The organism is Arenimonas daejeonensis (genome assembly GCF_007993735.1).
Classification (GTDB): domain Bacteria; phylum Pseudomonadota; class Gammaproteobacteria; order Xanthomonadales; family Xanthomonadaceae; genus Arenimonas; species Arenimonas daejeonensis.
Genome location: NZ_CP042453.1, coordinates 1211120 through 1234850 on the forward strand (window position 1 = coordinate 1211120; position 23731 = coordinate 1234850).

The following is a 23731-nucleotide window of genomic DNA, read 5'->3' on the forward strand; positions in this document are numbered from 1 at the left end:
GTGCTCCCTGGGTGGATGCGGGCGGCCGCGAACGCCTGTTCCTGAGCCCGAACGCACGCTTCGACGGCGAAACCGCGATCCGCGGCGGCGTGCCGGTGATCTTCCCGCAGTTCTCCGACCGCGGGGCGCTGGCCAAACACGGGTTCGCGCGGACCCAGCCCTGGCGAGCGGGCGCGGGCGAGACCTTCGCCGATGGCCGCACCGGCCTGCGGCTCACACTCGACGCCAATGTGGCGACACGCGCGCTGTGGCCGTTCGAGTTCGAAGCCACGCTCGACCTGCGGCTGGGTGCCGACAGCCTCGAACTGCGCCTCGGCGTGCACAACCGCGGCGATGCGCCGTTCGCCTTCACCACCGCACTGCACAGTTATCTCGCCGTCACCGATGCCAGCGTGGCGGAAGTGCGGGGACTCGGGGGCCATGCCTACGAGGATTCCGCCGCCGGCGCGGCAAGGCGTGTGCAGTCGGAGCCTGTGCTGCGTTTCGCAGGAGAAGTCGATCGCATCTATCCCGGCGCGGCCGGCCCCTTGGCGCTGGTCTGCGGGCCGGACCGCCTGCGCATCGAATCCGAGGGCTTCTGCGACGTGGTCGTCTGGAACCCCGGGGCGGCGTTGGCGGCGGGACTGGCCGACCTGGGTCCGGGCCAGCACCGGCTTTTCGTCTGCATCGAGGCTGCCAGCGTGCTCGAGCCGGTGGTGCTGGCCCCGGCGAGGCCTGGTCGGGCTGCCAGCGGCTGTACGCCTGAGGCTTCCCCGCCCCCGGCGCAGCGGCTAGATTGGCGCTGCGGCCGGGGAGCCGCGTGTCCATCCAGGGGAATGCATGCCGTACGACCAGGACCTGAGCACGCCAGCGGCGCAGCCGCCGGCGCTGCCACCGCTGCCGCCACCGTTGCCCGAGCCGCCGCCGGCCCCGCAAATCCAGCGCCACCCATTCACGTTCACCGGCCGCACCGGCGAATTCTTCGGCATCTGGTTCGTCAACCTGGTCCTGTCCGTGCTGACCCTGGGCCTGTATTCGGCCTGGGCCAAGGTGCGCACCGAACGCTACTTCTACGGCAACACCCATTTCGCCGGTGCGTCTTTCGAATACCTGGCCAGCCCGATCGCCATCTTCAAGGGCCGGCTGATCGCCTACGCGGTGGCGATCGCGCTGGGCCTGTGCGCGCATTTCCAGGTCTGGGTGGTCTATATCCCGCTGATCCTGGCCATCCTGCTGCTGCTGCCCTGGCTGATCCAGCGCACGCTGCGCTTCCGCGCGCGTTATTCGGCCTGGCGCGGACTGCGTTTCCGGTTCGTGGACGGTGTGTTCGAGGCCTACGTCAACTTCATGTTCCGGCCGATGCTGCAGTGGGTCACCTTCTTATGGTGCATCCCTGGGTGCGCATGTGCCAGCACGAATACATGGTCGCGGGCCACCGTTTCGGCGGCAAGCGCTTCTCGTTCAGGGTGACGTGGGCCGCTATTTCATTCCCTTCCTGATCTGCATCGGCCTGGGCTTCGCGGTCTACATCCTGATGATCGTGGCGGCGTTTGGCGGCGCGCTGGTCAGCGAAGCGGTCGGTATCGCCGGCAAGGGACCGGATGGCGAGCCCTCGGACGGGGCGATGGCCGCCATCCTCGTGCCGGTGATGCTGGTGTACCTGGGTTTCCTGGCGCTGCCGGTGTTCCTGCGCACGCGCTACACCAACCTGATGTGGGAATTCACCCGGCTCGGCGCGCACCGGTTCGAGTCCACGCTGCGTGCGCGCGATGTGATCTGGATCTACTTCAGCAACGGCGTGCTGATCGTGCTCAGCGTAGGCCTGATGGTGCCGTGGGCGATGATCCGGCTGGCGCGTTACCGGGCCGAACACTTCACGGTGCTGGTGCAGGGCGACCTCGACAGCTTCATCGCCGAATCGGAGCGAACCGAAGGCGCGACCAGCGCCGAACTCGTGGATGCGCTCGACATGGACGTGGACCTGAGCATTTGAGCGCGCTCGACGCCACCTGGTACGACGGCCGCAGCAGCCGCGGCCGGCCGGCGCGGCTGAGCCAGCCGGCAGCCGGCACGCTGCGGGTGGAAAGCGAAGGCGAGACGCTGGAGTTCGCCGTCGCCGAACTCACGCTCAGCCCGCGCCTGGGCCGCACCGTGCGCACGCTGGCGATGCCGGGTGAAGGCCAGCTGCAGATCGCCGATTCGCCGCTGCTCGACCAGTGGCTGCCGGTACCGAGCCGGGTCGAGGCCTGGGCCGACTGGCTCGAGCGCCGGCGCACGGCGGCGATCGCCTCGGGCGTGGTCACGGTATTGGGCGTGCTGCTGTTTTCCAGGTCGGCCTGCCCTGGATGGCGAACAAGGTCGCGCCGGTCGTGCCGCGGGCGATGGAACGCACCATCAGCGACCAGGCACTGTCCCTGATCGACCGCACGCAGCTGCAGCCGAGCCGTCTGCCGGCCGAGCGCAAGCTGGCGCTGCAGCTGGAGTTCAAGGCGCTCACCACCGGCCTGCCGCGCGAACTCGACTACCGGCTCAGTTTCCGCCACGCGCCGGGCCTGGGGCCGAACGCCTTCGCGCTGCCCGATGGCCATGTCGTGGTCACCGACCAGCTGGTCGAGCTGGTGGATGGCAACGATGACGAACTGCTGGCCGTGCTGGCGCACGAGGCCGGCCACCACGAACACCGCCACGGCATGCGCCAGGCGCTGCAGAGTTCGGCGGTGGTGGTGGTGGCGGGTTTCCTGTTCGGCGACCTGTCGGGCACCGGCTCGCTGTCGGTGTCTATCCCGGTGCTGCTGCTGGAAAGCGGCTTCTCGCGCGACCACGAGCGCGAGGCCGATGACTTCGCCTTCGCGCTGCTGGAGCGCCAGGGCCGCTCGCCGGCGGATTTCGCCGCGGTGATGCGGCGCCTGTCGAAGCACTATGGCGAGAAGGACTTCGGTGCGGTCAGCTACCTGTCCACGCATCCGCCCAGTGCCGAGCGCATCGCCGCGGCCGAGCAGGCCGCGGCGGACTGAGCAGGCTCAGCGGACGGCGATGATGTCGGCGATGCGGCGTGCGGCCAGGCCGTCGCCGTAGGGGTTGTGCGCGCGGGCCATGTCGCGGTGCGCGTCGGCGTCGTCCAGCAGGCGCGTGACTTCGGCGACGATGCGGGCGCGGTCGGTGCCGACCAGGCGCACGGTGCCGGCATCCACCGCTTCCGGGCGCTCGGTGGTGTCGCGCATCACCAGCACCGGCTTGCCCAGCGAGGGCGCTTCCTCCTGGATGCCGCCCGAGTCGGTGAGGATCAGGTGCGAGCGCGACATCAGGTAGACGAAGGGCAGGTAGTCCTGCGGCGGCACCAGCACCACGTTGTCCACGCCGGCCAGGATGCGGTTCACCGGTTCCTGCACCTGCGGGTTGAGGTGCACCGGGTAGACCAGCTGCACGTCGTCGCGCTGCGCCAGTTCGCGCAGGGCCAGGCAGATCTGCTCGAAACCGTCGCCGAAATTCTCGCGGCGATGGCCGGTGATCAGCACCAGGCGCTTGCCGGCGTCCAGGAAGGGGAAGCGCGCGGCCAGTTCGGCCGCCAGCGCCGGGTTGTCGCCGATGCGCTTGACCACCGCCAGCAGGGCATCGATCACGGTGTTGCCGGTGACGTGCACGGCGGCGGCCGGCAGGTTCTCGGCCAGCAGGTTGGCACGCGACTGCTCGGTCGGGGCGAAATGCAGCGACGTGAGCGGCGCGGTCAGGCGGCGGTTGGCCTCTTCGGGCCACGGTGCCTGCAGGTCGCCGGTGCGCAGGCCCGCTTCGACGTGGCCGATGGCGACCTTGGCGTAGAAAGCGGCCAGGGCGGTGGCGAACGTGGTGCTGGTATCGCCGTGCACGAGCACCAGGTCGGGCTTGCGCCGCGCCAGCACCTCGGTCATGCCGGTGAGGATGCGCCCGAACAGGTCGGGCAGCGCCTGGCCGGGGGCCATCACGTCCAGGTCGTCGTCGGGCACGATGCCGAACAGGTCAAGCACCTGGTCGAGCATCTGCCGGTGCTGCGCCGTCACCGCCACCAGGGTTTCGATGCCCGGGGTGGCCTTCAGGGCCTCGACGACCGGCGCCATCTTGATGGCCTCCGGGCGGGTCCCGAACACCACCATCACCCGCTTGCCGGGCGTGGCGCCGGCGCTGGGACTCAAAGCGACTTCTCCAGCTCGGGCACGATGGCGAACAGGTCGCCGACCAGGCCGAAATCGGCGATCTCGAAGATCGGCGCTTCCGCGTCCTTGTTGATCGCGACGATGGTGCCCGCGTCCTTGATGCCGGTCAGGTGCTGGATGGCGCCCGAGATGCCAATGGCGACGTAGAGTTCCGGCGCGATGATCTTGCCGGTCTGGCCGACCTGCAGCTCGTTCGGCACGTAACCGGCGTCCACCGCGGCGCGCGAGGCGCCCACGGCCGCACCCATCTTGTCGGCCAGCGAATAGATCACCGAGAACGCATCGGCCGAACCGAGCGCGCGGCCACCGCTGACCACCTTCGACGCGCTCTGCAGGTCCGGGCGGTCGGACTTGCCCTGCTGCAGCGACACGAAACGGGTGTGCGAGGGCAGGGCGGCGCCAACCGACGCGGCCTCGACCGCGGCGTTGCCGCCGTTCGCCGCCGCCGGCCACGAGGCCGTGCGCACGGTGCCGACCACGGCCATCGCCGACGGTGCTTCGACGGTGATGATGGCGTTGCCGGCATAGATCGGCCGCTTGAACACGTGGCTCGATTCCACCGCCATGATGTCCGACACCTGGGCCACGCCCAGCAGGGCCGCGACGCAGGGCATAAGGTCCTTGCCGAAGGTGGTGGACGGGCCGAGCACATGCGAATAACCGGCGGCGAGCTTCGCCACCTGCGGCGCCAGCACCTGCGCGATCGGGTGCGCGTTGGCGGCGTTGGCCACGGTGACCACTTTCGCGACACCGGCGATCAACGCGGCTTCCGCGGCGACCGCATCCGGCGCATCGGCCAGCACGGCGACGTGGATCTCGCCGCCGATCGCCGTGGCGCAGCTGACGCAGCGCGCGGTGGAGGAGTTCAGCTTGCCGCCGAGGTGTTCGGCGACGATCAGGATCTTGCTCATGCTCATCGTCTCCTTACACCAGGCCCTTGGCCTTGAGCGCCGAGACCAGCTCGGCGACGTCCTTCACCATCACGCCCTTGCTGCGCTTGGCGGGCGGGGCGTAGGTGCTGGTCTTGAGATGGTCGCCGGACTCGACGCCGAGGTCGGCGAAGGCGATCGTCTCCAGCGGCTTGGACTTGGCCTTCATGATGTCGGGCAGCTTGATGAAGCGCGGCTCGTTCAGGCGCAGGTCGGTGGTGACCACGGCAGGCAGGTCGACCTCGAGGGTCTCCAGGCCGGCGTCCACTTCGCGGGTCACGGTGGCCTTGTCGCCGGCGACTTCGAGCTTGCTGGCGAAAGTGGCCTGCGGACGGCCCCAGAGCGTGGCCAGCATCTGGCCGGTCTGGTTGGCGTCGTCGTCGATGGCCTGCTTGCCCAGCAGCACGATCTGCGGCTGTTCCTTTTCGACCAGCTTGAGCAGGGCGCGCGCCGCGGTCAGCGGCTGGATGGCCTGGTCGGTGACCACGTGGATGGCGCGGTTGGCGCCCATGGCCAGGCCGTTGCGCAGGTGCGCCTGGCAGTCGGCCGGGCCCAGGGTGGCGACGATCACCTCGGTGGCGATGCCCTTGTCGCGCAGGCGCAGGGCTTCTTCCAGGGCGATGTCGTCGAAGGGATTGGGCGACAGCTTCACGCCCTCGGTGACCACGCCCGAACCGTCGGGTTTGACCTGGATGCGGACGTTGTAGTCCACGACCCGCTTGTAACCCACCAGGATTTTCATATGCCTTTTGCTCCGATCCGGGCGGACCCCGGGGAGCCGCCATCCTGTAGAATCCGGCATTCTACCTTGGCGACCCAGCCGAAGGGGCGGTGCCCCCACGATGGCGGCCCCGGACCCTCGGAATACGACGGCATGGCAACAGAACTGGGTTGGCAGGGATGGCTGACGATCGGCGTGGTACTGGCCACCCTGGGCCTGCTGCTCTGGGAGCGCCTGACGCCCGACAAGGTCCTCGCGGGCGCCGTGGTCGTGCTGATGGCGACCGGCGTACTGAGCCCGGCGGAAGCGTTGGCCGGGTTCTGGAACCAGGGCGTGCTGACCGTGGCCGTGCTGTTCGTGCTGGTCGCGGCGCTCAAGACCACCGGGGCCATCCGCTGGATCGGCGCCTGGGTGCTGGGCCGGCCCAGCGGTGAGATGCGGGCCCAACTCCGGTTGACCACCATTTCCTCTGGCCTGAGTGCCTTCATCAACAACACGCCCGTGGTCGCCACCCTGATCTCGGCCGTCGAGCATTGGAGCCGCGCCAGCGGCGTCCCGGCGTCCAAGCTGCTGCTGCCGATGAACTACGCCACCATCCTGGGCGGCATGTGCACGCTGATCGGCACCAGCACCAACCTGATCGTCGCGGGCCTGGTGCTGGCCCAGGGCATGCCGCCGCTGCGCATGTTCGACCCCCTCTGGGTGGCGTTGCCGGCGGTGGTCGCCGGCCTGCTCTACCTGGGCACGCTGGGCCGGTGGCTGTTGCCGGCGCGGCGTTCGGCCTTCGACCAGGCGGCGGCCGATAGCCGCGAATATTCGGTGGAGATGCTGGTCGAGCCGACCGGTCGCCTGGTCGGAAAGACGGTGGACGCCGCGGGGCTGCGGCACCTGTCGGGTTCCTTCCTGGTCGAACTGTCGCGTGAACGCGAGCTGCTGGCGGCGGTGACGCCCGACACGCTGCTGCGCGCGGGCGACCGGCTGGTGTTCGTCGGCGTCACCGATGCCGTGCGCGAACTGCGCCGCATCGAGGGCCTGCGCCCGGCCACGGACCAGTTGTTCAAGATCGACGGTGCCGAGGCCCGGCGCAACCTGGTCGAGCTGGTGCTGTCGCGGTTCTCGCCGGCGGTCGGCAAGAACCTGCGCGATGCGGCCTTCCGCAACCGCTACAACGCCGCCGTGATCGCGGTTTCGCGCCACGGCCAGCGCCTGCACCAGAAACCCGGCGACGTGGTGCTGCAGGCCGGCGACACGCTGCTGGTGGAAACCTCTCCCGACTTCATGGCGCGTTTCGCCAATTCGCCGGATTTCCTGGTGGTGAACCTGATCGACGGCGAACGCCCGGTGGACAGCCGGCGCGCCATGACGGCGCTGGGCATCCTGCTGGCGATGATCCTGGCCAATTCAGTGTTCGGCGTCAGCATCCTGCTGTCGGCGGTGGTGGCGGCCTCGGTGGCGGTGTTGGCGCGCTGCGTCGGTTTTTCCGAACTGCGGCGCAGCCTCGATCTGCGGCTCATCGCGGTGATCGCCTGCTCGTTCGCCCTTGGCGCCGCGGTCGACAAGACCGGCGTGGCCGACGTCGTCGCCGGGCAGCTGAGTGGCTTCAGCGCTTCCGACCCGTTCATGACGATGGTGCTGGTGTACCTGATGGCCGTGCTGTTCACCGAGCTGCTGACCAACAACGCCGCCGCCATCCTGATGTTCCCGATCGGCCTGAGCGCCGCCGAACAGCTGGGCGTCAGCCCGATGCCCTTCGTGATGGCGGTCATGATCGGCGCGTCCGCCGGCTTCATCACGCCCATCGGCTACCAGACCAACCTGATGGTCTACGGCCCCGGCGGCTACCGGTTCACCGACTACGTGCGGGTCGGCGCGCCGCTGTCGCTGGTGGTGGGGCTGGCGGTGCTGTGGGCCATCCCGCGCGCCTGGCCGTTCTGAGCCGCACGACACCTATAATGCACGCCATGAATCAAGGACCTGACGCGATGATCCCCCACCGGCTGTCCCACCTGGATCGCCTCGAGGCCGAAAGCATCCACATCCTGCGCGAAGTGGCGGCCGAGTTCGGCAATCCCGTCATGCTCTATTCGGTCGGCAAGGACAGCTCGGTGCTGCTGCACCTGCTGTTGAAGGCGTTCTACCCGGCGAAGCCGCCGATCCCGCTGTTGCACGTGGACACCGGCTGGAAGTTCAGAGAGATGATCGCCTTCCGCGACCGCCGGGCCGCCGAAACCGGCGTCGAGCTGCGCACCCACACCAATCCCGATGGCCTGGCCCAGGGCATGGGCCCGATCAGCCACGGCGCCACCGTGCACACCGACGTGATGAAAACCCAGGGCCTCAAGCAGGCCCTGGACCTCTACAAGTTCGACGCCGCCATCGGTGGCGCCCGCCGCGATGAAGAGAAGTCGCGGGCCAAGGAGCGCATCTTCTCTTTCCGCAGCGCCCAGCACCGCTGGGACCCGAAGAACCAACGGCCGGAACTGTGGGACCTGTACAACACCCGCATCCGCAAGGGCGAGAGCGTGCGTGTGTTCCCGATCTCCAACTGGACCGAACTCGACGTCTGGCTGTACATCTTCCGCGAGAAGATCCCGGTGCCGACGCTGTACTTCGCCAAGGAGCGCCCGGTGGTCGAACGCGACGGCGCGCTGATCATGGTGGACGACGAGCGCCTGCCGCTGCGCGACGGCGAAGTGCCGCAGCAGCGCAAAGTGCGGTTCCGCACGCTCGGCTGTTACCCGCTGACCGGTGCGATCGAATCCGAGGCCGACACGCTCGAGGCGATCATCGCCGAGATGCTGGTGGCCACCACCTCCGAACGCCAGGGCCGGGTGATCGACCACGACCCGTCCGCGTCCATGGAAAAGAAGAAGCAGGAGGGCTATTTCTGATGGCCGCCACCGACCACCAGGCTGCCGTCGCCGCCTACCTGCAGCAGCACGAGACCAAGGGCCTGCTGCGTTTCATCACCTGCGGCAGCGTGGACGACGGCAAGAGCACGCTGATCGGCCGCCTGCTGCACGACACCAAGCTGCTGTTCGACGATCAGCTGGCCGCGCTGGAGAAGGACAGCAAGCGCCACGGCACCAGGGCGAGGACATCGACTTCGCCCTGCTGGTGGACGGCCTGGCCGCCGAACGCGAGCAGGGCATCACCATCGACGTGGCCTACCGCTACTTCAGCACCGACCGGCGCAAGTTCATCGTCGCCGACTGCCCGGGGCATGAGCAGTACACGCGCAACATGGCCACCGGCGCTTCCACCGCCGACCTGGCGGTGGTGCTGGTGGACGCGCGCAAGGGCCTGCTGACGCAGACGCGCCGGCACAGCTACATCGTCTCGCTGCTGGGCATCCGCAACGTGCTGCTGGCGGTCAACAAGATGGACCTGGTCGATTACGACCAGGCGGTGTTCGACGACATCGTCGAGGGCTACCGCGAACTTGCGGCCCAGCTGGGCATCGCCAACGTTCAGTACATCCCGCTGTCCGCCCTCAAGGGCGACAACATGATGTCGCCCTCGCAGGCGATGCCCTGGTACCAGGGACCGAGCCTGCTCGAACACCTCGAGACCGTGGACATCGGCGAAGGCCGCACGGACGGCGTGATGCGCCTGCCGGTGCAGTGGGTCTGCCGCCCGAACCAGAATTTCCGCGGTTTCGCCGGCACCCTGGCCGCCGGCAGCGTCGCCACCGGCGACGAGGTCGTGGTGCTGCCGTCCGGGCGCCGCTCGAAGGTGGCCCGCATCGTCACCGCCGACGGCGACCTCGACCGCGCCTACCGCGGCCAGCCGGTCACGCTGACGCTGGCCGACGAGGTGGACGTCAGCCGCGGCGACGTGATCGCAGGAACCGAGAACCCGCCGCAGGTCGCCGACCAGTTCGCCGCGCACCTGCTGTGGATGAGCGACACGCCCCTGCTGCCCGGCCGCCCGTACTGGCTGAAGATCGGCGCGCGCACCGTCAGCGCGCAGATCACCGAGATCAAGCACAAGATCGACGTGAACACCCAGGCGCACCTGGCCGCCAAGCACCTGGACCTCAACGAGGTCGCGTACTGCAACCTCAGCCTCGACCAGCCGATCGCGTTCGAGTCCTACGCCGAAAACCATTCGCTCGGCGCCTTCATCCTCATCGACCGCCAGAGCAACGGCACGGTCGGTGCCGGTACGCTCGACTTCGCCCTGCGCCGCGCCGCCAACATCCACTGGCAGCACATCGAGGTGGACAAGCAGGCCCGCGCCCGCCTCAAGGGCCAGTCGCCGCGCTGCCTGTGGTTCACCGGCCTGTCCGGCGCCGGCAAGTCCACCATCGCCAACCTGGTCGAGAAGCGCCTGCACGCGCTGGGCCACCATACCTACCTGCTCGACGGCGACAACGTGCGCCACGGCCTGAACAAGGACCTGGGCTTCACCGACGAGGACCGCGTCGAGAATATCCGCCGGGTGGCCGAAGTGGCGCGGCTGATGACCGACGCCGGCCTGGTGGTGCTGGTGAGCTTCATCTCGCCATTCCAGGCCGAACGCCGCATGGCGCGCGAGATGTTCGCCGAGGGCGAATTCCTGGAGGTGTTCGTGGACGCGCCGCTGGCGGTGGCAGAACAGCGCGACGTGAAGGGACTCTACGCCAAGGCCCGTGCCGGAAAGATCAAGAACTTCACCGGCATCGACTCGCCCTACGAGGCACCGCTGGCACCGGAGATCCACCTGCGCACGGACCAGGCCGAGGCCGGCGAGCTCGCCGCCGCCGTTGTCGACCGGCTGCTGGAGAGCATGGATTGAGCAGGCTCGAACTGCCGTCTCCCGCAGACGGCACTTCGGCCGGCGCGCATTCGCCGCGCGCCTACCGCGCCGACATCGACGGCCTGCGCGCCGTCGCCGTGCTCAGCGTCGTCATCTACCACCTCAGCAGGACGGCGCTGCCCGGCGGTTACGTCGGCGTGGACATCTTCTTCGTCATCTCAGGCTACCTGATCACCCAGAACATCTGGGGCGAGATGGCCGACGGCCGCTTCACCATGGCCGGTTTCTACCTGCGGCGCATCCGGCGCATCCTGCCGGCCTTCCTGGTGATGGTCATGGCCACCCTGGCGGCCGCTTGCCTGCTGATGGTGCCCGAGGACCTGGAGCGGCTTTCGCGGGCCTCGTTGTGGTCGGCGGTGTCTCTGTCCAACGTGTTCTTCTGGTTGCACCTGGACACCGGTTATTTCGCCGCATCCAGCGAACAGGAGCCGCTGCTGCACACCTGGTCGCTCGGCGTCGAGGAACAGTTCTACCTGGTCTGGCCGGTGCTGCTGTTGCTGGCCTGGCGCCTGAAGCTGCATCGTTCCGGCGCCATCGCGACGGCAGCACTTATCTGCGTCGCGTCCTTCGTCCTCGGGGAATGGATCCACGCGACGTCGCCGAAATTCGCCTACTACATGCTGCCCGCGCGCGCCGGCGAGCTGATGGTCGGCGCGCTGTTGGCCTTGGCGGTGCGCCGTGACGCGCCGTTACAGGCGTCCGGCGGGCGCATGGTCCGTGTCGGCGACGAGCTCGCCGGCCTGGCGGGTTTCGGTTTCATCGTGTGGTCGCTCTTGGCGCTGGACGAAAACTCGACGTTCCCGGGCTTCAACGCCATCTATCCCTGCCTGGGCGCCGCATTGGTGATCTGGGCCGGAGGCCGTGGCGCGCGCGTGGTCACGCTGCCGCTGGGCTGGCGCCCGATGGTCTGGGTCGGCCTGATCTCGTATTCGCTGTACCTGTGGCATTGGCCCATCCTGGCCTTCCTGCGTTATTTCCTCGGCGAACTGGACCTGGCCTCGGGCAGTGCTGCTGTAGTGGCGATGTTCGCGCTCGCCTGGTTGAGCTATCGCTGGGTGGAACAGCCCGCGCGCCACTGGCGCGCCGCGCCGCGCCGCCAGGCGTTGGCGCTGTTCGTGCTGCCGGTGGGTGCGCTGTGCCTGGTGGCGGCCGCCCTGGCGGGCAGCCAAGGGCTCAAGCGCCAGTTCGAGTCGGGCACCGGCCAGGGCGAGGCCCTGACGCGCCTGCGTACCCAGGTCGCGCCTGCTTTCGAATACCGCTACAACTGCCAGCTGTCCGAACACTCGCCGGACATCCTCCGGGATCCGCGCTGCCTGGTGGGTGCGCCGGCGGCGCGCAAGGCCGGTGCCGCGCCGGAGTACCTGCTGTGGGGCGACTCCCAGGCCGCGCATTTCATCGGCCTGCTCGGCCAGCTGGCGAAGGACGGGGGTTACCTCTACCGCAACGCCAGCCATTCCGCCTGTCCGCCGGTGTTCGGCGGTGACTACGGTGTCGGCATGTACGAGGAGGGCTGCCGGCAGTTCAGACCCTACATCCGCCAGGCGCTGCTGTCGGGTGCGTTCGATACCGTGGTGATCAGCGGCGGCTGGGACGTCTATGACGCCTATCCGGGTTTCCGTGCGGACCTCGAGCGTACGCTGGCCGAACTGACGGCGGCCGGCGTGCGCGTGGTCATCGTCGGTCAGGTGCCGCGTTTCCGGCGTTACGACCGCAGCTGCGAACTGCGGGCGCTGCGTCTGCCCGGGGGCATCGACTGCCGGGCGCGGGCGCGGCTGCGTGACCGCGGGGAAACCCGCATCAACCGGCACCTTGCCGCGCTGGCGGCATCGATGCCCGGCGTCGAATACCTGGGGACGCGCCAGATGCTCTGCCGGCGCGGCAGCTGTTCGCCTTACCTCGGCCAGCGCCCGGTGTATTTCGACAACGGCCACCTGAGCATGTCGGGTTCGTGGTATCTGGGCCGGCGGCTCGTGGCCAGACCGGAAGGCCAGGCCTGGCAGGCGGCACTCCGGGGAACGCCGCCCGCCCAACCCTAGGCGATGGCGGCGCGGATCAGAGCGCGGCCAGCCACTCGTCGTCGCTGCCCTCGTTCACGCCTTCGAACAGGAAGGTGCTGAGGTAACGTTCGCCGGTGTCGGGCAGCATGGCCAGCAGCACGCTGCCCTTGGGCGCCGTTTCCGCGACCTGCAATGCTGCCGCCACCGTGGCGCCGGCGCTGATGCCGACGAACAGGCCTTCTTCCGACGCCAGCCGGCGCGCGGTGTCGCGGGCGGTAACGTCGTCCACCGGGCGGATTTCATCGGCCACGCCGCGATCGAGCACGGCCGGTACGAAATCCGGCGTCCAGCCTGGATCTTGTGCGGCGCCCATTCCTTGCCGGAGAGCAGCGACGCACCGGCGGGTTCCGTGGTGACGATCTTCAGGTCCGGGCGCGCCAGCTTGAGCACCTGGCCGGCGCCGGTCAGCGTGCCGCCCGTGCCCCAGCCGGTGACGAAGAAGTCGAGCCGCTTGCCGGCGAAATCGCGCAGGATCTCCGGGCCGGTGGTGGCGCGATGGTAGGCCGGGTTGGCCTCGTTCTCGAACTGGCGGGCCAGGAACCAGCCGTGTTTTTCCGCCAGCTCGGCCGCGCGCCGCACCATGCCGCTGCCGCGTTCGGCGGCGGGCGTCAGGATCACCTTGGCACCGTAGGCACGCATCAGCTTGCGGCGTTCGATCGAGAATGTCTCGGTCATCACCGCCACGAACTTGTAGCCGCGTGCGGCGGCGACCATGGCCAGCGCGACGCCGGTGTTGCCCGAAGTCGCTTCGATGATGGTGTCGCCCGGCTTGAGCTGGCCACGCTGTTCGGCATCCAGCACGATCGCCAGCGCCAGGCGGTCCTTGACCGACCCGCCGGGGTTGAAAGCCTCGACCTTGGCGTACAGCGTCACGTGTTTCGGCGCGACGCGGTGCAGTTTGACGATGGGCGTGCCGCCGATGGTGTCGAGGATGCTGTCGTACAGGGCCATGGGTTGCTCCGGAATCAGGCGGGAAGGGGTCGGTCAGGCGTTCATGCCGCATCGGCGACCGCGGCGGCCGGTGCGCCCAGGGGTGCGTCGCCGAACCAGTGCAGGGTATCCGCCAGGGAAGCGACCTCGCCCAAGATCAACAGGCTGGGCGATTGCACGTTATGCAAACGTGCAAGCCCGGGCAGATCGGCCAGGGTTCCCGTGACCACCCTTTGTTCCGGGCGCGAGCCGTTTTCGACCAGGGCGAAGGGCGTGCTGGCGGCGCGGCCGTGTTCCAGCAGCTTCTGGCGGAAACGCTCGAGCCCGGCCACGCCCATGTACACCGCCAGGGTCTGTTTTTCCTGCGCCAATGCACGCCAGTCCAGCGTGTCCACCGAATCCCCTGGTGTGCGCCGTCACGAAGCGCACCGACTGGGCATGGTCGCGGTGCGTCAGCGGCGCGCCGGCATAAGCGGCGCAGGCCAGTGCCGCCGTCACGCCGGGCACGACCTCGAAGGTGATTCCGTGCGCGTGAAGGAACTCCAGCTCCTCGCCGCCGCGCCCGAACACGAAGGGATCACCGCCCTTGAGCCGAACCAGGCGCCGGCCGGGCGCGCGTGTTCCAGCATCAGCGCATGGATGCCGTCTTGGGTGACGTGGTGGTTCGCCGCCTGCTTGCCGACTTCGATGAATTCGGCGTCGCGGCGCGCCAGCGCCAGCACGCCGTCGCTGACCAGGCGGTCGTGCAGGATCACGTCGGCCTGGTTGAGCAGGCGCAATGCGCGCAGCGTCAGCAGGCCGGGGTCGCCGGGACCGGCACCGACCAGCGCGACCGAACCGATGTCGCGCGACGGCGGCGCTTCGCCCAGTGCGGCTTCGAAGGCCTGCCGTGCACCGTCGTGGTCGCCGGCGCGGAAACGTTCGGCCACCGGGCCGTTCAACAGCGCATCGAAAAAACGCCGGCGTTCGGCCAGGCGCGGGTGCCGCGCACGGATACGGCGGCGTTCGCGCAGCAGCAGTGCGGCGAGATCGGCCAGCGATTCGTCGAGTTCGGTCTCGAGTTTTTCGCGCAGGTGCCGCGCCAGCATCGGTGCGCCGCCGCCGCTGGAGATGGCGATCTGCAGCGGGCCGCGTTCGACGCGGGCGGGGGATTGGTAGGAGGACAGTTCCAGGTCGTCGACGACATTCGTCCAGATCCGGCGTTCTTCCGCGGCGGCGGCGACCGCGCGGTTCACGCTGGCGTCGTCGGTGGCGGCGATCACCAGCCAGGACCCATCGAGCCAATGGGTCGCGAAGTTGCCGTGCAGATGTTCGACAACCCCGCGTCGACGAGCTGCTTCACCGCTTCTTCCAGCCAGGGCGCCCCGACCACTACCTGCGCGCCTGCCGCCAGCAGCGGCTCGAGTTTGCGACGGGCCACGGTTCCGCCGCCGACCACGAGGACGCGGCGACCCCGGAGGTCGGCGAACAGGGGAAACAGCGGCGCCGGCGCGGGCCGGTGGGAAGCAGGGGAGGAAGCCATGCCGCGACGCTAGGCCCGCCCCCGGTCCGGTGGAAATGACCGGCCGCCCCTTCCATATGCCATCCGGTTATTTGGACCGTATGGACGCGGTCCCGGCCCCGGGTTAGCTTGCTGAAGACCATGACCCTGACCCAGCTCCGCTATCTCGTCGCCATCGCCGATTCCGGCCTCAACATCACCCTGGCCGCCGAAAAGGTGCATGCGACCCAGCCCGGCCTGTCCAAACAGCTCAAGCAGCTGGAGGACGAGCTGGGCTTCCTGCTGTTCCAGCGCAAGGGCCGCAGCCTGGAGGCGATCACGCCCGCCGGCCAGGACGTGCTGGCCCACGCCCGCCGCGTGCTGGCCGAGGCCGGCAACATCCGCGCCTACGCCGCCAACGAGCGTGGCGAAAAACACGGGCGTCTCACGCTGGTCACCACGCACACGCAGGCGCGTTTCGTGCTGCCCCCGGCGATCGCGCACCTGGCCCGGAAATTCCCCGACGTCAGCATCCACCTGCAGCCCGCGTCCGAAGGCGAGGTGCTGAATGCACTGGCGCAAGGCCTGGCCGACTTCGCCGTGGTCAGCACCGCCGGCGAGATCCCGCAAGGCGGCCTGGCCGTGCCGCTGTACCGCTGGCGCCGGCAGGTGCTGGTGCCGTCCGCGCATCCGCTGGCGAAGCTGCAGCGCGCACCGACCTTGGCCGAGTTGGCTGAGCAACCCCTGATCAGCTACGAATCCACCAACAAACCCGAATCCAGCCTGCGCCGTGCTTTCGCCGAAGCCGGGCTGGAGCCGCAGATCGCGATGACCGCACGCGACGCCGACCTGATCAAGACCTATGTGCGCGCCGGCCTCGGCGTGGGGCTGTTGGCCGAGATGGCGGTGAGCACCCGTGACGATGGCGATCTGCACGCGTTGCCTGCGCCGGCGGCGGTGCCGGAGTGCACCAGTTGGGCGGTGTTGCCGCGGGAGCGGGTTCTGCGGGATTATGCGCTGGAGCTGTTGCTTGCCCTGGCCCCGCAGCTGGACCGCGCCGATCTGAAGCGCGCGGTGGCCGGGCATGACACACCGGTGTGGCCTACCGCGCCGACGTGGGTGGAACTGAGCCAGGCGATCACCACCTGACGCGCCATGCGGACACACGGTCATCTGAGCAAGTGGAACGACGACCGGGGATTCGGTTTCATCACCCTCGGCCTGGGTGGTGAAGAGGTTTTCGTCCACATCTCCGCTTTTCCTCGTCGCGGCGGCAGGCCATCGGTCGGTGAGCTGGTGTCGTTCGAAGTCCAGGTCGCGGCAGACGGCAAGAAGCGGGCGATCAATATCCAGCGGGCGGGCCAGCCTTCGCGGCGCCGGGCGCCGAATCGCCCTGGCGAAGCAGCCGGTGGGCTCCGCTCCCTGATGCGGGGCTTGGCGATCATCGCGATCACCGTGGCTGCCGGAAGTTATGTCTGGTGGCGGTTCAATCCCCCTGTAGCGGACGCCGGATCCTCGTTCCCTGATCCTGCGACGGATGCAGCGCCGGCCACCGTCACTCCCGCCTTCCAGTGCGACGGTCGTACCCACTGTTCGCAGATGACCTCCTGCGCCGAAGCCAGGTATTTCCTGAAGCACTGCCCGGGCACGCAGATGGATGGCAACAACGATGGTGAACCTTGCGAACAGCAGTGCGCTGCAGACGACTTCGGTCGTTAGGCGCTGCGTGCCACCACCGGCTCGTCGTAGTGCAGGCCGCACTCGCGCTTGAGGCCGAAGAAGCGGGTGTCTTCCTCGCGCATGCCGGGTTCCCAGGCGCGGGTGCTGTGCACGTCGCCGATGGAGACGTAGCCCTTGTCCCATAGCGGGTGGTAGGGCAGGTCGTGCCGGGTGAGGTAGCGGCCGATGTCGCGGTCGGTCCAGTCGGCGAGCGGGTGCAGTTTCCAGCGGCCGTCTTTCAGTTCGAGGAAGTCGGTGTTGGCGCGTGTGCTGGATTGGTCGCGGCGCAGGCCGGCGATCCAGGTGCGCACGCCCAGTTCCTTCAACTTGCGCTGCATCGGTTCGACCTTGTGCGCGCGGTTGTAGCGGTCGATGCCGTCGGCGCCCAGGGTTTCCAGCGAGGCGATGCTGGCGGGCGACCAGGCCTTGGCCGGGTCGGGGCGGGCGATGTGCAGGTTCAGCTGCAGGCGGTGCGTGAGCTCATCCACGAAGCCGTAGGTTTCCGGGAACAGGTAGCCGGTATCCACCAGGATCACGGGCAGGTCGGGGCGCACGCGCGTGGCGAGGTGCAGGGCCACCGCCGACTGCGCGCCGAAGCTGGACGAGAGCGCGTGTTCGCCCGACAGCGATTCCAGCGCCCATTCGATGCGCTGCTGCGCCGTGCGGCCGGCCAGCCAGGTGTTGAGTTCAGCCAGCCCTTGCCGGGATTCGGCGGCGGCGGTCGGGTCGGGGACGGTGCTCATGCCTGCAGCTCCACGGGAATGCCGATGCGCGGCGTCACCACGCCGGCGCGGACGAGAAAATCGCCGAAGCCTTCGCCGGCGCCGCGCTCGGCGGCGTAATCCGCGAGCAGGGGCTCGAGCGCGGCGAGGATCTCCGGCTCCGCGATGTTTTCGCGGTAAAGGGTGTTCAGGCGCTGGCCGCGGTGGTCGGCGCCCAGCATCAGGTTGTAGCGGCCGGGCGCCTTGCCCACGAGCGCGATCTCGCCCAGGTAGGGACGCGAGCAGCCGTTGGGGCAACCGCTGATGCGAAGTCCGATGTCTGCGTCTGTCAGGCCGTGGGTGGCCAGTTGTGCTTCGAGCTTGTCGAGCAGCGCGGGCAGATAACGCTCCGCCTCCGCCATCGCCAGGCCGCAGGTCGGCAGCGCGACGCAGGCCAGGGACTTCAGGCGCAGCGGGCTGGCGCTGCGGAAGCCGTCGAGGCCGTGCGCGGCGACCAGTGCGTCGATCTGGGCGCGCTTCGCCTCCGGCACCCCCGCGATGACGAGGTTCTGGTTCGGCGTCATGCGGAAGTCGCCCTCGTGCACCTTGGCGATCTCGCGCAGGCCGGTGAGGTGGGTGCCGTGCCCGCCGTCCTGGATGCGGCCGGCCAGCAGGCGCAGCGTCAGATGCCAGCGGCCGTCTTCGCCCGCGACCCAGCCGAAGCGGTCGCCGCTGTGATCGAAGGCGAAGCGCCGCGCCGGGGAGAGAGTGAACCCGGCGCGGCGTTCGACTTATAGGTGAACCAGGCGATGCCGTGGTCATCAATCGTGTACTTCAGTCGCGCGCGCTTGCGTACGGTGCGGTTGCCGTGGTCGCGCTGCGCCGTGACGACGGCGGTGGCGATGGCGGTCACCTGGTCGGGCGTGACGAAACCGATCACGTCGGCCAGGCGCGGGTAGGTTTCCGGGTCGCCGTGGGTGGCGCCCATGCCGCCGCCGACGCTGACGTTGTATCCGGCCAACACGCCGTCCTCGACGATGGCGATGAAGCCGAGGTCCTGCGCGAACACATCCACATCATTCACCGGCGGTATCGCGAAGCCGATCTTGAACTTGCGCGGCAGGTAGGCCTGGCCGTAGATCGGTTCCTCTTCCTCGCCGGCGCCAGCCACACGCTCTTCGTCCAGCCAGATTTCGTAGTAGGCGCGGGTGTTGGGCAGCAGGTGTTCGCTAAGCGCCGCCGCCTGCGCGTACACGGCCGCATGCAGATCGGACTGCAGCGGATTCGCCGCCACCGCCACGTTGCGGTTGACGTCGCCGCAGGCGGCCAGGGTGTCGATCAGTGCGGCGTTGATCGCCTGCATGGTCGGCTTGAGCTTGCCCTTGATCACGCCGTGGAACTGGAAGGCCTGGCGCGTGGTGATGCGCAGACCACGTTCGGCGTAGGTCGTTGCGATGGCGTCGAGCTTGAGCCACTGTTCCGGCGTGATCACGCCGCCCGGCGTGCGGGTGCGGATCATGAAGCTGTAGTCGGGCTCGAGCTTGGCCAGCCGGCGTTCGTCGCGGAGGTCGCGGTCGTCCTGCTGGTAGCTGCCGTGGTACTTGATCAGCACCTGGTCGTCTTCGGCCAGCGCGCCGGTGACCGGGTTGGCCAGGCTCTGCAGCAGGGTGCCGCGCAGGCGGCTGCTGGCCTGCTTGATGTCTTCGACCGAGTGCGCGCTCATCAGTACACGTCCCGGGCGTAGCGGCCCTGCTGCTGCAGCTGCGCCAGCCACTCGCGCGCGCCGTCGGCGTCGCGGCCGCCGTGTTCCACGGCCACGGCGAGCAGGGTCTGTTCCACGTCGCGGCCCATCGTGGTGGCGCCGCAGACATAGAGATGGGCGCCGGACTCGATCCAGCGATACAGCTCGGCGCCGTGTTCGTGCAGCTTGTCCTGCACGTAGATCTTGTTCTGCTGGTCGCGCGAGAACGCCAGGTCGAGTTTGTGCAGCTGGCCGTTCTTCAACGCCAGCTGCCACTCCAGCTGGTACAGGAAGTCATGGCGCGCATGCGGATTGCCGAATAGCAGCCAGTTGCGGCCGGTCGCGCCGGCGGCGCTGCGTTCCTGCACGAAACCGCGGAAGGGCGCGACGCCGGTGCCGGGGCCGATCATGATCACGTCACGCGCGCCGTCCTTCGGCAGGCGGAAACGTTCGTTGGCTTCGATGTACACCGGCAGGCGCTCGCCTTCCGCCGCGGACGCCAGCAGGTGCGAAGCGGCGCCCCAACGGCGGCCGCCCGGCGCATCCCAGGCGACGTGGTCCACGGTGAGGTGCGCTTCCGGCCCGACCACGGCCTGGCTGGAGGCGATCGAATACAGCCGCGGCGCCAGCGGCGCAGCGCGGCCACCAGGTCTTCGGCCGACCACGCTGCCGGGAAGGCCTGCAGCAGGTCGATCAGCTGGTGCGAGGCGAGCAGCTTCGCCAGGCCGTCGTTGTTCTCCGGCTGCAGAAGGCGCGAGAGCTCGTCGCGGCCCGCCCGTTCGGCGTGGCGCTGCAGGAAGGGGCGGGCAAGTTTGGTCAGCTCGCGCTTTTCGCTGAGCCAGGTGCTCAGCGGCGCGCCTTCGATCGATGTGCCGGCATCAAGCGAGAGTTCGGCCAGTACGGCATCCACCAGGGCCGGCGGGTTTTTCGGCCACAGGCCCAGCGCGTCGCCGGGGTGGTAGCTGAGGCCGGAGCCTTCCAGCGAGATTTCCAGATGGCGCACGTCCTTGCGGCTGCCGCGGCCGGTGAGGCGCTGGTTCGCCAGCAGTTCCGCGGCGAAGGGTTTTTCGCGGCTCCAGGGCGACACGGCGGCGGCCGGGCGCAGCGGGGTGACGGTGGCCAGCGGTGCGTTCGACTTCAGTTCCTCGCGGGCGCTGTCGAGCGCCTTCGACAGCCACGGCGTGGCGACGGTTTCGACATCGAGGTCGCATTCGCCGCGCGCGAACAGGCGCTGTGCACCCAGCTCGGCCAGGCGCTCGTCGAGCTGGAGGCCGGTGGCGTTGAACTGCGGGTAGCTGGAATCGCCCAGGCCCAGCACGGCGAACTTCAGCGACTTCAGCGCGGGCGCACGCTTGCCCAGCAGGTGTTCGACAAAACCGCGGGCGTCGTCCGGCGGATCGCCGTCGCCCTGGGTGCTGATGACGACGTAGAGCAGGCGCTCGTCCTTGAGCTCGCGCAGCGGGTAGCTGTCGGCGCGAACCAGACGCACGCCCAGGCCCTGGGCTTCGGCCTGCCGGGCCAGGGTTTCGGCCAGGCGCTTCGCGTTTCCGGTCTGGCTGCCGTAGACGATGCTCAGCCGCGCCGACGCCGACACCTCGGCCGCGACGGCCGGGCGCTGGCCCGGACGCGCGGCGAGGCCGGCGGCATACCCGGACAACCACCACAGGCCGGGGGCGTCCAGCCCCTCGGTCAGGCGCGCCAGCAGGTCGATCCGGTCCTCGGGCAGGGGCGGCACGGGCAGGACGGCGGGGGCGGGAGGCATCGGCAAAGGTCCGGGGAGAGCGTGAGCCGAAACTACGCGCGCGCTTTTTCCGCCGGAAAGGAAGAAGGGGCATGGGGATATGCCCGAGGGGCATTTCCCGGCATGGACGGGCGTTGCGCAGTGCCGCCGATGCCTCGCGGCTGCGGGGGAGGGCTACCCGCTCCGGACTCAGCCGAGGCGGCGCTTGAGCGCCGCCACGAAGCGGTCGGCGGCGCCGGGGCCGTAGGGCAGGAAGACCGACGGTTCGGTCAATTCCAGTTCCAGCAGCTGCGGGCCATCGGCCGAGGGCAGCAGGTCCACGCGCGCGTAGGGCAGGGTGTCGAAGGGCAGGGCAGCCAGCACTTTCGCCGCGACCTCGTGTTCGGCGGCCGACGGCGTGCGTGACTGGATGTGTTCGGCCGCGAACAGCGCCCGGGTCGGGCCCTGGCCATGTTTGAGCAGCGGGCCCTTGCGGATGGCGTGGCTGAACTGGCCGTCGAAGAACAGCAGCGCGGTTTCGCCCTGTTCGTCCACCGCCTTCAGGTAGGGCTGCACCAGCACGTGCCGGTCCTGGTCGAGCAGGCGCCGGGCATGTTCGATCGCCGCCGCGCGTTCATCGCGCACGTATCGCTGCGCATCGCGCGAACCGGCGCCGACCGTGGGCTTGACCACGAACTCCTCGAGATCGGGCAGGGTGGCCGGGTCGTCGCCCGGTGCCAGGAAGTGGCTCTCGATCACCGGCACGCCCTGCCGGGCCAGTTCGCCCAGGTAACGTTTGTCGGTGTTCCAGCGCACGACCCCGGGCGGGTTCCACAGGCGCGTGACCGCGGCCGTGCGTTCGCACCAGGCCAGGAATTCCGGCAGCCGGCCGGTGTAGTCCCAGGTCGAGCGCAGCAGCACCGCGTCGAAACGCGCCCAGCCCACCGTCGGGTCGTCCCAGGCCAGCGCATGGGCCTCGATGCCGGCCTCGGCGCAGGCCTCGCGCAGCGGCGCCAGGTCTTCGTCCAGCGAAAACGCACCGATGGCGGTGGCGAGCGCGAGTTTCATGCGGGCAGGATGCGCGGCGGCCGTTACAGGTTCTGGTAGTTGGGACCGGCGCCGCCCTCGGGCGTGACCCAGGTGATGATCTCGTACGGGTCCTTGATGTCGCAGGTCTTGCAGTGCACGCAGTTGGCGGCGTTGATCTGCAGGCGCTTGCCGGCGCCATCGGCCACGATCTCGTACACGCCCGCCGGGCAGAAGCGCTGGCAGGGGTTGCCGTATTCCTCGGCGCACTTCGTGATGCAGATGTCGGTGTTCGACACCTTCAGGTGCACCGGCTGGTCCTCGTCGTGCTCGGTGGCGGCGAAATAGACGCCGGCCAGGCGGTCACGCGGGGCGAGCGTACGTTCGACGTAGTCGCGTTTGGGTTTTTCGGCGACGTCGAGCTTCTGCAGCGAGTTCCAGTCCGGCTTGCAGCGCCAGGTCCAGGGCGAGAGACCGGCGGTGGCCGTTTCCCATCCGGCATTCACCAGGCCGAACCACATGCCCTTCTTGAAGCCGGGTTTGATGTTGCGGACCTTCTTCAATTCGGCCATCGCCGGCGAGGCGCGCAGTTTGGCGTCGAATCCGGTGCTGCTCAGGCCCTCGGCCTGCGCCGCCAGATGTTCCGCCGCCAGCATGCCGCTGCGGATGGCCTGGTGCGTGCCCTTGATCTTGGGCACGTTGAGCAGGCCGGCGGTGTCGCCGATCAGCAGCGCGCCGGGCATCTCGACCCTGGGCAGCGACTGGTAACCCCGGTGACGATCGCGCGCGCACCAGCGCTGAGGAGGGTGCCGCCTTCAAGCAGCGCCTTCACCGACGGATGGTTCTTCCACTGCTGGAAGGCTTCGTAGGGCTGGTAGTTCGGGTCGCGGTAGTCCAGGCCCGAGACGTAGCCGAGCGCGACCTGGTTCTTGTCCAGGTGGTACAGGAAGCTGCCGCCGTAGGTGTGCGTATCGGCCGGCCAGCCCAGGAATGCACGATCTTGCCCGGCTTCACGCGGCCTTCCGGCACCTGCCAGAGTTCCTTGATGCCGATCGAATAATTCTGTGGGTCGGATTCGGCGTCGAGGCCGAACTTGCGCACCAGTTGCTTGGTCAGGTGCCCGCGCGCGCCTTCCGCCAGCACGGTGACCTTGGCCTTGATGTCGATGCCCTGGGTGTAACCGGGCTTGTGCGATCCGTCCTTGGCCACGCCCATGTCGCCGATGCGCACGCCGGCGACCGCGCCGGCCTCGTCGTACAGCAGCTCGGCGGCGGCGAAGCCCGGATAGATTTCAACGCCCAGGGCCTCGGCCTGCGGCGCCAGCCAGGCGCACATCGCGCCCAGGCTGACGATGAAGTTGCCGTGGTTGTCCATCTGCGGCGGGACGATCGGGAATTTCGTTCCACCGGTCTTCGTGAGGAACCAGAACTCGTCCTCGGTGGCCGGCACGCAGACCGGCGGCGGGTTGTCGCGCCAGCCCGGCAGCAGGGCGTCGAGCGGGCCCGGTTCGATGACCGCGCCGGACAGGATATGGGCGCCGATGGTCGAGGACTTCTCGATTACGCAGACCGACAGCTCGGGCTTGAGCTGTTTGAGCCGGATGGCGAAAGACAGGCCCGCCGGGCCTGCGCCCACGGCCACCACGTCGTATTCCATCACGTCACGCTCGCTCATCTGGCTGGCTCCATACGCTGATGTCCGGATTGTCCCGCGTTTGCCCACGGGCGGGCAATCAAGGAAA

Annotated in this window: 14 protein-coding genes and 7 pseudogenes; 11 read left to right on the plus strand and 10 right to left on the minus strand. The window is 68.9% G+C overall.

Annotated features, from left to right (window positions below):
• Positions 1 to 11 precede the first annotated feature (11 nt).
• The 5 genes and pseudogenes from FRZ33_RS17625 to FRZ33_RS05780 all read left to right on the plus strand — a co-directional run.
• A pseudogene (locus FRZ33_RS17625) lies at positions 12 to 647 on the plus strand (aldose epimerase family protein); the annotation flags it as partial.
• A 172-nt stretch (positions 648 to 819) separates the two neighbouring features.
• Positions 820 to 1449, plus strand: coding sequence for a DUF898 family protein (locus tag FRZ33_RS16810; protein ID WP_146908319.1), 630 nt, complete (start codon positions 820 to 822; stop codon positions 1447 to 1449).
• A 1-nt stretch (position 1450) separates the two neighbouring features.
• Positions 1451 to 1972 (plus strand): DUF898 family protein, encoded by a 522-nt coding sequence (locus tag FRZ33_RS16815; RefSeq protein ID WP_158637108.1) that lies wholly within the window; start codon positions 1451 to 1453, stop codon positions 1970 to 1972.
• Positions 1969 to 2397: a DUF7092 domain-containing protein gene (locus FRZ33_RS05775; RefSeq protein WP_146908325.1), complete on the plus strand. Its 429-nt coding sequence runs from the start codon at positions 1969 to 1971 to the stop codon at positions 2395 to 2397. Before FRZ33_RS16815 ends, FRZ33_RS05775 begins: the two co-directional genes overlap by 4 nt.
• The gene (locus tag FRZ33_RS05780) at positions 2325 to 2993 is read left to right on the plus strand and encodes a M48 family metallopeptidase (protein WP_146908328.1); all 669 of its coding nucleotides are present in this window, start codon (positions 2325 to 2327) and stop codon (positions 2991 to 2993) included. Before FRZ33_RS05775 ends, FRZ33_RS05780 begins: the two co-directional genes overlap by 73 nt.
• 6 nt (positions 2994 to 2999) lie before the next feature.
• Here the strand turns inward: FRZ33_RS05780 and wecB are convergent, their stop codons facing one another.
• Genes wecB through FRZ33_RS05795 form a run of 3 tightly spaced genes read right to left on the minus strand, consistent with a single transcriptional unit; the run spans position 3000 to position 5837 of the window.
• Complete coding sequence (wecB, locus tag FRZ33_RS05785; protein WP_322619018.1) at positions 3000 to 4145, minus strand: non-hydrolyzing UDP-N-acetylglucosamine 2-epimerase; 1146 nt, start codon at positions 4143 to 4145, stop codon at positions 3000 to 3002.
• Positions 4142 to 5077, minus strand: coding sequence for an electron transfer flavoprotein subunit alpha/FixB family protein (locus tag FRZ33_RS05790; protein ID WP_146908330.1), 936 nt, complete (start codon positions 5075 to 5077; stop codon positions 4142 to 4144). Before FRZ33_RS05790 ends, wecB begins: the two co-directional genes overlap by 4 nt.
• A gap of 13 nt (positions 5078 to 5090) precedes the next feature.
• Complete coding sequence (locus FRZ33_RS05795) at positions 5091 to 5837, minus strand: electron transfer flavoprotein subunit beta/FixA family protein (protein WP_146908333.1); 747 nt, start codon at positions 5835 to 5837, stop codon at positions 5091 to 5093.
• Positions 5838 to 5969: 132 nt separating this feature from the next.
• Here FRZ33_RS05795 and FRZ33_RS05800 point away from each other — a divergent pair, with 132 nt between their 5' ends.
• The 4 genes and pseudogenes from FRZ33_RS05800 (at position 5970) to FRZ33_RS05815 (ending at position 12652) form a co-directional block, all read left to right on the plus strand.
• Positions 5970 to 7751: an SLC13 family permease gene (locus FRZ33_RS05800; RefSeq protein WP_146908336.1), complete on the plus strand. Its 1782-nt coding sequence runs from the start codon at positions 5970 to 5972 to the stop codon at positions 7749 to 7751.
• A 47-nt stretch (positions 7752 to 7798) separates the two neighbouring features.
• Entirely contained in the window at positions 7799 to 8707 is a 909-nt protein-coding gene (gene cysD, locus FRZ33_RS05805) for a sulfate adenylyltransferase subunit CysD (RefSeq protein WP_146908339.1), read from the plus strand.
• Positions 8707 to 10595 (plus strand): annotated as a pseudogene (gene cysN, locus FRZ33_RS05810) (sulfate adenylyltransferase subunit CysN). Before cysD ends, cysN begins: the two are co-directional and overlap by 1 nt.
• Positions 10592 to 12652 carry an acyltransferase family protein gene (locus FRZ33_RS05815; protein WP_146908342.1) on the plus strand — a complete coding sequence of 687 codons (2061 nt, stop codon included), beginning with the start codon at positions 10592 to 10594 and terminating at the stop codon, positions 12650 to 12652. The pseudogene cysN and the gene FRZ33_RS05815 overlap by 4 nt, the downstream one beginning before the upstream one ends.
• 16 nt (positions 12653 to 12668) lie before the next feature.
• Here FRZ33_RS05815 and cysK read toward each other — a convergent pair.
• A pseudogene (gene cysK / locus FRZ33_RS05820) lies at positions 12669 to 13624 on the minus strand (cysteine synthase A).
• Between the two features lie 41 nt (positions 13625 to 13665).
• A pseudogene (cysG, locus tag FRZ33_RS05825) lies at positions 13666 to 15125 on the minus strand (siroheme synthase CysG).
• Positions 15126 to 15245: 120 nt separating this feature from the next.
• Here cysG and FRZ33_RS05835 point away from each other — a divergent pair.
• Entirely contained in the window at positions 15246 to 16232 is a 987-nt protein-coding gene (locus tag FRZ33_RS05835; RefSeq protein WP_146908345.1) for a LysR family transcriptional regulator, read from the plus strand.
• A 6-nt stretch (positions 16233 to 16238) separates the two neighbouring features.
• Positions 16239 to 16802: a cold shock domain-containing protein gene (locus FRZ33_RS05840; RefSeq protein ID WP_146908347.1), complete on the plus strand. Its 564-nt coding sequence runs from the start codon at positions 16239 to 16241 to the stop codon at positions 16800 to 16802.
• Here the strand turns inward: FRZ33_RS05840 and FRZ33_RS05845 are convergent.
• The 5 genes and pseudogenes from FRZ33_RS05845 to FRZ33_RS05865 form a co-directional block, all read right to left on the minus strand.
• The gene (locus FRZ33_RS05845) at positions 16799 to 17545 is read right to left on the minus strand and encodes a phosphoadenylyl-sulfate reductase (protein WP_146908350.1); all 747 of its coding nucleotides are present in this window, start codon (positions 17543 to 17545) and stop codon (positions 16799 to 16801) included. The two genes, FRZ33_RS05840 and FRZ33_RS05845, sit on opposite strands and share 4 nt — an antisense overlap.
• Positions 17542 to 19226 (minus strand): annotated as a pseudogene (gene cysI / locus FRZ33_RS05850) (assimilatory sulfite reductase (NADPH) hemoprotein subunit). The gene FRZ33_RS05845 and the pseudogene cysI overlap by 4 nt, the downstream one beginning before the upstream one ends.
• Positions 19226 to 21006, minus strand: a pseudogene (locus FRZ33_RS05855) (assimilatory sulfite reductase (NADPH) flavoprotein subunit). The pseudogenes cysI and FRZ33_RS05855 overlap by 1 nt, the downstream one beginning before the upstream one ends.
• 168 nt (positions 21007 to 21174) lie before the next feature.
• Positions 21175 to 22032, minus strand: coding sequence for an ATP-grasp domain-containing protein (locus FRZ33_RS05860; RefSeq protein WP_146908353.1), 858 nt, complete (start codon positions 22030 to 22032; stop codon positions 21175 to 21177).
• Positions 22033 to 22055: 23 nt separating this feature from the next.
• Positions 22056 to 23664: pseudogene (locus FRZ33_RS05865) on the minus strand (electron transfer flavoprotein-ubiquinone oxidoreductase).
• Positions 23665 to 23731 lie beyond the last annotated feature (67 nt).